The 12,860-nt window shown below is 47.8% G+C and carries 11 protein-coding genes; 3 read left to right on the forward strand and 8 right to left on the reverse strand.

Features of this window, described 5'->3' with window-relative positions:
* Nucleotides 1-86: 86 nt before the first annotated feature.
* From MHH93_RS10400 to MHH93_RS10425, 6 genes are all read right to left on the reverse strand, one after another.
* Complete coding sequence (locus MHH93_RS10400; protein WP_500053982.1) at nucleotides 87-422, reverse strand: hypothetical protein; 336 nt, start codon at nucleotides 420-422, stop codon at nucleotides 87-89.
* Between the two features lie 244 nt (nucleotides 423-666).
* The gene (locus tag MHH93_RS10405; protein WP_500053983.1) at nucleotides 667-2,505 is read right to left on the reverse strand and encodes an ABC transporter ATP-binding protein; all 1,839 of its coding nucleotides are present in this window, start codon (nucleotides 2,503-2,505) and stop codon (nucleotides 667-669) included.
* Nucleotides 2,486-4,294 carry an ABC transporter ATP-binding protein gene (locus MHH93_RS10410; protein WP_500053984.1) on the reverse strand — a complete coding sequence of 603 codons (1,809 nt, stop codon included), beginning with the start codon at nucleotides 4,292-4,294 and terminating at the stop codon, nucleotides 2,486-2,488. The genes MHH93_RS10405 and MHH93_RS10410 overlap by 20 nt, the downstream gene beginning before the upstream one ends.
* 325 nt (nucleotides 4,295-4,619) lie before the next feature.
* Complete coding sequence (locus tag MHH93_RS10415) at nucleotides 4,620-5,519, reverse strand: hypothetical protein (protein WP_500053985.1); 900 nt, start codon at nucleotides 5,517-5,519, stop codon at nucleotides 4,620-4,622.
* Nucleotides 5,520-5,780: 261 nt separating this feature from the next.
* Nucleotides 5,781-6,512, reverse strand: coding sequence for a nuclease-related domain-containing protein (locus MHH93_RS10420; protein ID WP_278296611.1), 732 nt, complete (start codon nucleotides 6,510-6,512; stop codon nucleotides 5,781-5,783).
* A gap of 276 nt (nucleotides 6,513-6,788) precedes the next feature.
* Nucleotides 6,789-7,682, reverse strand: a complete 894-nt coding sequence (locus MHH93_RS10425) for an NAD(P)-dependent oxidoreductase (protein ID WP_500053986.1) — start codon at nucleotides 7,680-7,682, stop codon at nucleotides 6,789-6,791.
* Between the two features lie 204 nt (nucleotides 7,683-7,886).
* Here MHH93_RS10425 and MHH93_RS10430 point away from each other — a divergent pair, with 204 nt between their 5' ends.
* Genes MHH93_RS10430 through MHH93_RS10440 form a run of 3 tightly spaced genes read left to right on the forward strand, consistent with a single transcriptional unit; the run spans nucleotide 7,887 to nucleotide 11,642 of the window.
* The gene (locus tag MHH93_RS10430; RefSeq protein ID WP_500053987.1) at nucleotides 7,887-9,008 is read left to right on the forward strand and encodes a GerAB/ArcD/ProY family transporter; all 1,122 of its coding nucleotides are present in this window, start codon (nucleotides 7,887-7,889) and stop codon (nucleotides 9,006-9,008) included.
* Nucleotides 8,980-10,482 (forward strand): spore germination protein, encoded by a 1,503-nt coding sequence (locus tag MHH93_RS10435; RefSeq protein WP_500053988.1) that lies wholly within the window; start codon nucleotides 8,980-8,982, stop codon nucleotides 10,480-10,482. The genes MHH93_RS10430 and MHH93_RS10435 overlap by 29 nt, the downstream gene beginning before the upstream one ends.
* Nucleotides 10,479-11,642: a Ger(x)C family spore germination protein gene (locus MHH93_RS10440; RefSeq protein ID WP_440387140.1), complete on the forward strand. Its 1,164-nt coding sequence runs from the start codon at nucleotides 10,479-10,481 to the stop codon at nucleotides 11,640-11,642. The genes MHH93_RS10435 and MHH93_RS10440 overlap by 4 nt, the downstream gene beginning before the upstream one ends.
* Nucleotides 11,643-11,733: 91 nt before the next feature.
* Here the strand turns inward: MHH93_RS10440 and MHH93_RS10445 are convergent, their stop codons facing one another.
* Both MHH93_RS10445 and MHH93_RS10450 read right to left on the reverse strand, forming a co-directional pair.
* On the reverse strand, nucleotides 11,734-12,240 hold the full coding sequence (locus tag MHH93_RS10445) for a hypothetical protein (RefSeq protein ID WP_278296624.1): 507 nt from the start codon (nucleotides 12,238-12,240) through the stop codon (nucleotides 11,734-11,736).
* A 10-nt stretch (nucleotides 12,241-12,250) separates the two neighbouring features.
* Nucleotides 12,251-12,793, reverse strand: a complete 543-nt coding sequence (locus tag MHH93_RS10450; protein WP_440387138.1) for a hypothetical protein — start codon at nucleotides 12,791-12,793, stop codon at nucleotides 12,251-12,253.
* Nucleotides 12,794-12,860 lie beyond the last annotated feature (67 nt).

Here is a 12,860-nt window from a genome sequence, read left to right on the forward strand (position 1 = left end):
CAGGTCCTGTGACTAGGACCTGCTCTTTTGTTTTCAACCTATTGCTTACTTGTTCTTATTTGAATAATCCTATCCTGTCCTGTCCGTTATCCGATATATTTAAGAATCAACTGATATATTGCTAGGGAAAACCCTAGAATACTCGCTTTCATTTTAGATGGATGATTTCTTTCGCTGCGAATCAAATATAAGAAAACCACAATAAATCCTAAAGGAATCCATAGTTCAAAAACACCTTTTGTTGTACTTTGAGAATAAATTGGAGTAATGAACGTGCCAATCAAAAAATAAAAGAAAACCGTAAAACGTCTTGTTTCTAATTGCTTGCTCCACCTTACTAAAATGAAAATAATAATGATTGCGATAATCGTAATGTGTAAAGGGGGAAAAAGAAGAGCGCCATTCCCAATTCTGAATTCCATTTCGCATCGCACTCCTCTCTTTTAAGGCATCACTTGACTGACCATAGGCGTATGTCTACCAACCTTCCAAAAACGAACACATTCCACTATATCCATATTTTAACACACATTCACGATTATATTTCCCAAGCTTATTCAATAAAATATGCAAAAAGAGCAGAGATGAGGAGCATCGTGCCCTCATCCCTGCTCTTTTTACATACTTACAAGTTTTCTAATACATCTCACATAATATCCAAAATGACTACTGTGCCTTCTTGCGCAACTGACTATAATACAACTCACTGTAGAATCCGCCTTGTTCCAGAAGCGCATCATGCGAACCTTGCTCCAGCAGATGCCCATCCTTCAGCACCAGAATTCGATCGGCCTGGCGAATCGTGTTCAGCCTGTGGGCAATGACAAAGCTGGTGCGGCCTTGCATCAGACGTTGCAGCCCTTCCTGGATTTTGATCTCTGTGACGGTATCAATACTGCTCGTCGCTTCGTCCAGTACGAGTATGGAAGGGTCAGCCAGAATTGCCCGGGCAATGGCGAGCAGCTGCTTCTGTCCCTGACTAATACCACTTCCGTCGGCCTGAAGCACTTTGTCGTACCCGTCCTTCATTCGCATAATGAAGGAATGGGCATTCGCCAGCCGGGAGGCTGCTTCCACTTCTTCATCTGTCGCGTCGAGACGTCCAAATCGAATATTTTCCCGAATCGTGCCCTGAAACAGAAATGAATCCTGTAGTACAAATGCCATATGTGACCGCAGATTCTCACGCCGAATGGTGGTCATATCGCGACCATCTACCGTTAATGTACCACCTGTCGGATCATAGAAACGGGATAACAGCTGGATCAGAGTTGTTTTCCCCGCTCCGGTCGGACCTACAAGGGCAATCATCTCACCCGGTTTGGCTTCAAAGCTGATGTCATGCAAAATGTTACGTCCTTCATCGTATCCAAAGGATACCTTGTCGAAGCGAACGGCTCCCTCCACCTTGTCCAGAGATACCGCCGCCCCTTCGTCCTTTGCTTCCTCATCTTCGTCCAACACCTCGAATACACGCTCAGCCCCCGCAATCGCGGACAATAACGTATTCCACTGGTTCGCCAGATCATTCAGCGGACGTGTGAATTGACGGGCATATTCCACAAAGATAATAATTACCCCAACCGTTACGGAACCCTGAATCGCCAGAATACCGCCGATGCCCGCAACAATTGCAAAGCTCAGGTTATTCAATCCATTCATCAGTTTCGGAATAAAACCGGAGATGGTCTGTGCCCAGAAACCGGAAATCCGGATGCGGGTATTCCGTTCCTCAAAACCGCGAATCACCCGCTCCTCTTGCGAGAATGCTTTAATGATCCGCTGCCCGGATAAGGTCTCTTCGATGTAACCGTTAAGTTCGCCGAGATTGCGCTGCCGCTCCTTGAAGAGTGGTCCCGTTCTGCGTGTAATCCAACGCATGCCAATCGCCATCAAAGGCACAACAATAAAGGTAAGCAGGGTCAGTAGCGGACTGAGCCAGAGCATAACCCCAAACGTTCCGAGCAGCGTTAATACACTTGAGAAAATCTGGATGGCCGAGCTGTTCAACGTACCGCTGACATTCTCGATATCATTGGTCACCCGACTCATAATCTCCCCCTGCTGACGTTTACCGAAGAATGGAATCGGCAGCTTGTGCAGATGGGAGAACAGATCATATCGCATACGGAACACGGTTTCCTGTGCAATCTCGATCATCCATATATTTTGTAACCAGGATGTAAGAGAGAACAAGACGTACACAGCGGTTAATCCAATCAGAAACCGTGTCCAGCTTGAGCCAGCTTCACCTGCGATAAAATCATCTACGGCCACCCCTACCATGTAGGGGCCAAGCAAAGCAAGTGCAGAGCTGGCCAATACCATCAACAGTACCATGGACAGCTTGACTTTACGCCGTGCCAGATAGGTCCAGATGCGACCTAGCGTACCGGACCAGTTCTTCGCCCTTGCCTTGGGTTTGCGACCACCACCTGATCGTAACGTCTCCGGATCAATCGGCGGTGGCGGCTGACGGAAAGGCTCAATGAATGCTTTGAACATGCTGTGCACCCTCCCCGTATTGTGATTCATGGATTCGACGATACAGCTCAGACGATTCCATCAGGTCTTCATGTTTTCCCTGTCCAATGAGTTGTCCATCATCAAGCAGCAGAATCAGATCCGCCGATGTCGTCGAACTGATCTTCTGGGTGATGATAAACGTAGTACACGACAACTCTTCCAGTGCATCCAGCAGTCTGCCTTCTGTGGCTACATCCAGTGCGCTCGTGCTATCGTCCAGAATCAGAATTCTTGGCCTACGCACCAGTGCTCTTGCAATGGAAAGTCGCTGCTTCTGTCCACCGGAGAGATTAACTCCCCGTTGACCCAGCAAGGTATCATAACCGTTTGGCAAATTCTCAATAGTCTCATGAATCTGGGCACGCTTCGCCGCTTCCACGATCTCTTCCAAGCTGGCATCTTCCTGACCCCAGGCAATATTCTCCCGTATGGAACCGGTAAACAGGACAACCTCCTGAGGCACATAACCAATTGCACCACGCAGCATGGACAGATCCAGTTCTGTTGCATCCGTACCATCGATTCGTACCTTACCTTGATCCTCCGTGTATAACCGTGGAATTAGCTGCACCAGTGAAGACTTGCCTGAGCCTGTGGCTCCCATAATGGCAATACGTTCCCCCGCTTTTGCAGTGAATGTGATGTTATCCAATACTGTAATTTCACTATTCGGATAACTGAAACCTACGCTGCGGAATTCAACCGCTCCTTGCACAGCACGCTGTTTCTTCGCTGAGTATACAGATTGCGAGAAATGCGATGATTTCACAGATCCAGCAGATGGTGCAGACGTTGCTACCGCCTTATTCTGTTCCGTCTCGGACGTATCCTCCGTATTAAACACTTCATTCAGACGCTGCGCTGAAGCGCTTGCTCTCGAGAAGGTTACCAGAATCCATGACAATGCAGACATGGCACCAATGGTGCGAAGCAGATAGTTAATGACGGCAACCACTTCACCCACGGTTGCATTACCAGCGGCGATGTCCACTCGTCCGAACCAGAGCACGGCGATGATACAGACATTCATCATCAGCAGCATGAATGGCATCGTGGTCTCCGTCAGGCGCAGCGCGGATATTGTGCCTTTCATCAGCTTGCCGCTGAATCCGGCAAAGCGTTCAATCTCATGGCCCATCCGTACGAAGACACGGATCAGCCGAATGCCTGTCAGATTCTCCTGGATGACTCCGTTGACGGCATCCAGTCTGCGCTGTACATTGCGGAACAGCAGCGCTGCCTTTTTAATCATCCACACCACAACGACGAGCAGTACAGGAACCATGACAACCAGCAGCAGACCCAACCTCGGATTCACGATGACTGCCATAATCATGCTACCCATAACTACCAGCGGCACACGTGTCATGAATCGCAGACTCATGAAGACCGTATCCTGAACCTGGGTCACATCCCCCGTTAATCGGGTAATCAGGGACGATGTCGCGAACCGGTTGAAGACGGCATAAGAGAACGTTTGCACTTTCTCATACAGCTTCTCCCGCAGATCGTATCCAAATCCCAGACTCGCATGAGACGCAAAGAACGAACTGGCAATTCCGGCAGCAAAAGCTACCACAGCACTGCCAACCAGCACGCCGCCCCATAACCAGACGACAGATAAATCCCCCTGTTGAATCCCGTTATCAATGATCTTGGAGATCAAGTAAGGCTGAGCCAACTCCACCGTTAGCTCAATCAACATCATGACCAAGGCTGCAATGGCAGCAACTCGGTACTTCTTCAAGTAGTACAACAGCTTGATCATAAGCATTCCTCCGGCTCGGAGCACCCTAAACCGATAACACGTTCCAGCTCAGAGCCTCCATTAGACATGTTGTTTTCTCCACTTCGTCCAATATGTAATCATTTCTATGTACACATATGGTTATTATAGCGTATTTTACAATGCCGCTTCTATTCTTATTACCCTACTTTTCCCATTACAATAAACTTCTCATCATTTTGGCAGCAAAAAAAGGAAGGTCTCCCTTCCATACAACGCATAGAACCCTAACCACCGATCGTTCCGGCAGTCAGGGTTCTATGTAAGAACTCAGCTATATAACTCGTTCAAATTATATTCAGTAAGACTATTCCTTTCCGTAAATCTCCTCTATACGTTCTTCCTCATTGGTAGACAACAGAATATTAAGCAATCCCATCGCATTATTGGCATCTGTTCTCGCCGTCTTGTACATCTCGGCAAACGCCGCTTCATCCTGCTTCGGGTCCATTGCAGCAAGCTTGCCCCACGAGGTACGGGCTTTGTCGTATAGCGTATTGAGCGTGATGTCACGCGGATGCTGTGCCACAGGTGCCATGGATTCAAATTTTGCTGTCACACGAAAGAAATCCATAGAGTCCTGGAATGATGTACTGCTGTAATCCTTATTTTTCATCGCATCATCCGTAATCAACAGACCTTCACGGGCGATAAATAACGTTTTCACCATGGCACGTTCCAGATTGGTTGCTTCTTCCCAGGTTACATAAGATTCGTCAGGTGCTTGTACAGTTGTGAAATAAGGAAAGGCATCATCAATCAACCGCTGCGAATCGGAGTGAATCGGCACCCCGGCGTTCATGTCCACAACAGCATCGCTATAATTGGCAACATTAATGTTTTTGGAATCCTTCTCACTGACCCGGCGTACTGGATGATCATTAAGCGGGATACGGATATAACCGAGTTGATCCGCATAATCCTGCTTCAACTCTTCCAATGTGGAATCCTTTCCGATCTTGCCTTCTTCGGCAGAAGAGGATTCTTTGGCGACTGAACCTGTTTCTTCACCAGCAGTCGAGCCATTTGCTGTGGTTTCTGTTACAGCAGCATTCGAGCTATTGGTTTCGGATGAGGCAGCTTCTGTACCGGAAGCAGATTCCGGTGATGATGATGTCTCTTTCACTCCGCCACCACAAGCTGTCAGCATCGCTGCCAAACTGAATATGACCGTAAACGTCTTTATCGTATCATTCCATTTCATCATATGATCTTCCCCTATCGTATGTATATTCCTGAGAAACATTAACCTCTACTCCAACCCTTGAACAACTTATTTACAAAAATATCCTTTCAGATAACATAATCGATTCACAACTGAACACGTTCTACATTGTATCATAAGTCAAAAATGGGGTGTATACGACGATATACCTGTGTCTAAAGCCTTTTACCATGCGCGCATTAACTACCAACGCAACACAAAAACACTGCCATCCATATGGATAGCAGTGTTCGTGAGGCGTGACTACTTAATGCCTTTAGCCTTCTCCATATGCTCTGACCGAATCTGAGGATCGGTCGAGTTCACCGATGCTAACAGGGCGTGAATCGCCTGAATATCCTTCTCTTGAAATACGGTCTCCGGAACTTCAGTCTCAAGTCGCTCCGTCTTGCGCTGAATCGTCTCAACCAATTCATGGTCATAGATGATGAGTTCATCCGAATTCACATACCTTACAGCCGGATCAACACTGATGCGGCAACGGTTCGTGAAGGTCACCATGGACACGAGACGGACTCTTTTGTAGTCCCCCAGGTGTGCATGGATGGCTTCCACATGTGCACGATGCTGCATGAGCGGATTGTACATTTTGACTCGGCTGCTGCTGACCGACCAATTGGCCTCTCTTCGACCGCCGCGAATCTCACCTGTCGTCAGATTGCGGGTTTCGATCACGAAGATTGCCCGGGGACCGATGACGACATGATCAATCTGCGAATAACCGGAGCGCGACTTCGGATTGGTAACGAGTAAATCGTTCAGCACTTTGTATTCACTCGGAAGACCCATCAGCTGATCTGCTGTACTAGGCTCCTCCGGCTGACGTGTCCAATCCCCTTCCGCTTTTTTCTTGCGCTTACTGCGTACCATACGCGGAGGAATGGTTGTCGTCGATGGCAAAGCTGAAGCGGAGGCTGTAATCTGGTTCGCAAGCTCTGGCTGTGTCTTGAACAGAGACAGGATTTTCTTGAACATGGGCAAGCTCCGTTCTATTATAGTGTGGGTTACGGGTGACCATTACAGGAGGAATAACATCCTTTGACACATTCATTATGTAAACTTCTATTACTTATGTCGGATAAAGAGGGGTTAAAATAAAGGGTTAGCGACCAAAATCTCTCCAATACGCAAAGTACATATGAACATTTAACCAATTCCATGACTTTAGACGCATAAACAAGCCGCAAAATCAAAAAAAACAGCGCAACCTTTCCTGAATCGAAAAAGAATGCGCTGCTGTTCTCTTGGTTGTTAAGCCTGAAGATAATAAGTGTAGAGCACCTGCGTCCCCTTCTCTTCCAGACCATTATTTGCTATTTCCTGATACAGGGATTCGGCCAGAGCGAGCCCAGGCGTTTTCATGCCCATCGCTTTTGCAGACTCCAGTGCAATACCCATGTCTTTGATAAAATGTTTCACATAGAATCCAGGCTCATAATCGCCTGCGATCATACGCGGACCGAGATTGCTGAGCGACCAGCTTCCGGCTGCCCCGGTAGCAATACTCTTCAGCACGGTCTCCGCGTCCAGACCAGACGTCTTGGCATAGGCGAGTGCTTCGCATACGCCCATCATGCCAGAGGCAATGGCAATCTGGTTGCACATTTTGGTATGCTGCCCGGCTCCCGCCTTGCCTTGCAGCACAATGTTGCTGCCCATCTGCTCAAACAGCGGACGCACGGCTTCAAAGGCCTCCGAGCTGCCGCCAACCATAATGGACAGCTTGGCATTCTGCGCTCCGATATCGCCGCCCGACACAGGTGCGTCCAGTGCATGCAGCCCTTTGGCTTCTGCAGCTTCAAAGATTCGTGCAGCCAGTAGCGGACTTGAGGTCGTCATATCAATCAGATATGACCCCGGTTTGGCATTGGCCACGAGACCATCCTCCCCGAGATAAATCTCCTCGACATCCTTTGGATACCCTACCATCGTGATGATGACATCACACGCGGCAGCCAGTTTGCCTGGTGTATCATGCCATACGGCACCTTCTTTCACCAACGCTTCCGCCTTGGCAGCAGTTCGCGTGTACACATGCAGCGGATATCCCGCTTGCTGGATGTGCCCAGCCATGCTTTTACCCATTACGCCTGTACCAATAAAGCCAACTTTCGTCTCTCCAGATGCCTTCGTTATATTTGTCATCGCAGGTTTCCTCCCTATTTTCCCTATTTCTCTAGGCTTCGCTCAGTGCTTGTCTTCGACATTGCTATATCTGTATGTTATAGCTTTCTCGTTAGTCCGTCCATCTCGTTTGCAGCTTTCTGTAAAAAAATCTGAAAAAGGAATCAACTTCCTGTATGCTGTACAACCTAACGGAAACTTCCTTCATTGGAAAGGAGGATTTCCATGAGTCGTGAAAAAGGTCAAATTACCATTTGGTTGTCCTTTTCCATCCTTTTATTAAGTGCAGGGCTCGTCTGCCATGTCTTGTCTGTTCCAGCGATACTCGAAGCTGGCGGCAGAGATGGATGGTTGTCTGTCGTAGCCGCCGCTCCACTGTTCATGTTGTTTCTGTGTATGATGTATATCATCATTCGACGTGTACGTGGTCAGCGATTAACGGATTGGATCACACGCGAGTTCGGAGCCATTCCTTCCTGGATCTTCCGGATCTCTGCTTCCATTCTGCTGTTCACACTTGGCACACATACGTTGTACGAGACAACTAACTGGACCGTATCCACATATCTTCAATTCACGCCTCCCTATGTTCTGGCTGGTGGCGGAGCACTGGTTGCTGCGTGGGCAGCGGCTAAAGGCATACGCTCCATTGCGATGACTTCCAGTCTTCTACTGCCTTTTGTAGTTCTGCTCGGTTATTTTGTAATGTCCGCCAATATGAAATATAAGGACTACAGCCTATTGTTCCCGATCATGGAGAACGGCATGGGCCCCGTGTGGCGGGGCATGATCTACTCCCTTGCCGGGCTTATGGAAATCTGGATTCTCATGCTGTTCCAACATGAAGTCAAAGGCAAAATTCGGTGGTGGTATGTTCTGATCCTCGGCTTGTTCATGCTTAGTATGGCGATTGGACCAACGATTGGAGCCATTGTGGAATTCGGCCCAGAGGAGGCAGCGAAACAACGGAATAGTCCCTATGAGCAATGGAAACTTGTGAATATCGGCAAGTTGCTGCAACACGTTGATTTTCTGTCCATCTATCAGTGGCTTAGTGGTTCTTTCGCAAGAGTGGCCATATCTTTGTATCTCATCGTCGATCTGCTGAATTTCCGCAGGCCGAAGAAACGATATATCGCCATTCTTACCATCACCGTCATCATGAGCTTCATGGCGATGCAATGGTGGCGCATTGATTATGTGGATTACTATGTAGACCATATTCAGTTTCCGGTCATGCTCGCTTATGTCTCAATCGTTACAGTGATACTAACCATTGCATCATTAATCCACAAAAAGGACAAGGAGGTTCCCGCTCATGCCGATCTCAACTCAGCCCAAGAATAATCCTGCCGTTGAACCCTTTCGAATGAACGAGCATAACCTCAACACCTTTTTTGCCGGCTCTGATGATGTCATTATCAATAGTCATATGTTCGGAGAACCTCCGATGCAAGTCCTTATGACCTATTGCAGCGGTATGGTGGATAGTGAAGCGATCTACGATATTATTCTCCCGGAACTCAAACGAACATATGAAAATACACACTTTATCCGTACATCCGACATAGAAAAGTGTATCAGCCTGGATTGGACCCGAATGGATCTGCAAGATCCGGCATTTGGAACTGAACTGATGTCTCTCCGTGTTTTTGAAGGCCACATGTTGATCTGTATTCCTTCCCTGCAAACCATGTGGAGTATTGATATATCTAACATCCCTACTCGGACACCGGAGGAATCGACCACGGAAGTTTCGATCCGCGGGGCAAGAGATGGATTCATTGAACCTCTTGCCGTCAATGTTGCCCTGATTCGTACACGCCTGCGTACGAACCAGCTGGCCTGTAATATCGAACTGATCGGTTCACGTTCTGCAACCAAGGTGGCACTGATGTATATCAAAAATATCGCCAATCCGGAGCTGATCGAAGACGTCCAGGATCGGTTGCGCAAGATTAAGACTGAACGCATCCTGACTGCCAATGAGCTGGAAGAATTGTTGTCCCCTTCAAAGATTACGTTGTTTCCCGTCACCCATTATACGGGCAGGCCTGACTTTGCTGCAGAATGTCTCCTGAATGGACGTTTTATCCTGATTGTTGACGGCAATCCCAGCGCCATTATTGGGCCAGTCAATCTGTTTCTTTTGCTCAAATCACCGGAGGATGCCAGCTTTCCCTTCTTGCCTGTCAACGTAGGGCGGATGCTGCGCTTTCTGGGTCTCATGATCACGGTGTTTTTGCCTGGCTTCTACATTGCACTGACATCTTTTCATATGGATCAAATTCCCTTTCCCTTGGTCGCCACAATATCGGTGGGTCGTATGGGATTACCCATGGAATCGGGGGTCGAGATGTTTCTCATTATGCTGTTAATGGAGCTGTTCCGAGAGGCGGGGGTACGTTTGCCAAGTGCCATCGGCCAGACACTGACTGTCGTTGGCGGTTTGATCATCGGAGATTCCGCCATTCGAGCGGGCATGGTCTCTCCCCTCATGATTGTCATCATCGCAGTCACTGTTGTAGCGGGAGCAACCATTGTGAACCAGGTTATGACCAGTTCTGTGCTGATCCTGCGCTTCCTTTGTTTTGTCCTGGGAGCATCTCTCGGCATCTATGGATTCATCCTGTCGTTGATTCTGTTCCTCATCTACCTGACGGATCTCAAATCCTTTGGCATCCCATATCTCACGCCACTTACGCCGCTTCACTTCAAACAGGCGATAGCTTCATTATTCAAACTGCCGAAAGGGTTGGGTAAACGCAGACCCGTCTATCTGGAGACTCAAGAACCGCGCAAGAAAGGAAATAGACGATGAAACACTTGTTACAGCGATGTTTGCTGGGTCTGTTAAGCCTGATGATGTGCGTGATGACCAGTGGATGCTGGAGTGCTTTTGAGATTCAACAGGTGGACTACGCCAAAGCCTTTGGCATTGATTATAAAGAGGGCATGTATCACCTGTATGTGCAAACACTGGATTTTGCAAGTGTCGCCAAAAGTGAAAGTTCTGCCAAAAGTGCAGATACGCCGCCTGTATGGGTCGGTCATGCTGAAGGAAAAACGATGAGCCTGGCGCTGAACGAACTGTTTCGTACGGCCCAATTACACATGGCCTGGGGGCATGTGACCGCGATCGTTATGGCCGAAGGTGTGCTCACCAGCAAACATATCAAAGAAGTGTTTGATATGCTGGGACGTTTTCCGGAATCCCGCTATACGACCTGGGTGTACGGAACACGCGAGCCACTGGAGAAAATTCTGAGTGCGACGTCCATCTATAATATGTCACCGCTGGATAGCATTCTTCATAATCCGCTCCCGACTTATATGGAAGAATCATTGTATCCGCCCGTGCTTAGCTTCAAGCTCATTGCAACGCATAATGATCCGGCTACCACGACGTATCTGCCCAGTATTGCATTGAACAATTCCCAATGGGCCGAGAACGAGAAGAAAAAGGATTTATTTCTGATCGAAGGAGCCTTTTTCGAAAAGACAGGCGTTGCCTTTGAATACCTCCCACGCAGTCAGCTTCCCGGTTATCACTGGCTAATCAAGGATATGCGAAGGGCTCCCTTACTTGTCCAGAAGGATGGAACGATCTACGGGGCACTTAGTGTAGGATTGCCCAAGATCAAAATCAAACCTGTCATTCAGGGTGAAGAGGTCAAGTTCAATATAGACGCCCAATACCTAACCGCCCTGTACGAATATCTGGTGCCTACCTCTTATGAAGAGATGATTCAGATCAGTGAAGTGAAGTTGAGGGAGCAGATTATGCAGACCTATCGCCATGGCCTTGAGCGTGGTGTGGACATCTATGGTCTGCAAGAGAAGCTGTATCGCAAAAATCCGAAGCTCTGGCGCAAGTTATCCGACAATGGTACCAAGATGATGCTTACCGAAGACTCAATTCAGGATCTGAAAATCCACCTCACCATCCCCTATACAGGGAAATATAAAAGGAAAGTGTAGCAAAAACGCGAAAGGCCCCTTGCCCGTCTGGTACGACGGATAAGGGGTCTTTGTGTATATGATTTTGATTGGTATGCAGCTTGGATTTGGATTATGTGGATCTCCTATGACTGCGAAGTTTCCTCTCCATAACCCAACCTATCCCAATTGAGAAAGACAGGCCGAACAGCAGGATCGGAACATTGTAAAACAGGGTGTTCGTATACTGGTTCAACCAGCCAAACCGATACACTGCAGAGTTCGGATCATTCGTATATCCATTGAGTTGCATACGTAGATCATTGATGATGTGTATTTCCAGAAAGACGGACAACACACACACTAGGAGAGCGATTACGGGTACCGCGGTATGCATCTTCCCTCCCCATTGCTGACGCTGATCATACAACCACCATTTGGATAGATACACTGTCCAGATACATAGAATCAGAAAGGTCAGAAGAGATGGGGCTAACACCAGCAGGCCCAGGTTGCCATTACCAGAAACCCCTCTACCCGGTTCATGCTGGAAGGTTAGCCCACGTACAGCGCCAATCATGAGTACGTTCCAGATGAGGAAGATGAGGTATCGCTTGTTGATCCTTCTTAGGTAATTCATATGTTACCTCCTAAGCCTCGCTATCGAGAGATGAGTAGATGATGTGACCTTGGTCGTCCAATCCTTTGATATCCCATATCATCTCATGAATCGGCTGCTGGATTACCGCATACCACAACCTGCGGCTGGATTGATCAGAAAATTCAACGATTGCCGCTTCCACCTGTGCAGATGCCGGATTTGGATCGTAACGAATATGTACCTGGGTAATGTCAGCATCGTGGAGATAACCGTATAGAATATAGATCATTTTGCCTTTAGACTTCTGGTATCCTGATATCTGAGAAGAAAGCGGCTCGGATGGATTATCATGCAGACCACCGCCTATGTTGGTCAGTTCGGAGTACCACATTTTTTGCTGGATCAAAGCAGGAGTCACGTTATTCGTAGTGAGATCTTGATATAAGACCACTTGTGTTCGCGGTTCAAAAGTTGTAATTAGCTTCACCTGTTCTGGGAGAATACCTTTTTCACTTAAGATGGTATCGATGTCCTGCGGACCACAAGCGCGTATCAAAAACAACATTCCAGCGAGCAATACAAAGAACCTCACGAACGTTCTCCTTTTCCAATTACGAGTCATACGCATATCTCTCTGTACACCTTCTTTACTACAATCA

Origin of the sequence: Priestia sp. FSL H7-0729 (assembly GCF_038005685.1) — a bacterium.
Taxonomy (GTDB): domain Bacteria; phylum Bacillota; class Bacilli; order Paenibacillales; family Paenibacillaceae; genus Paenibacillus.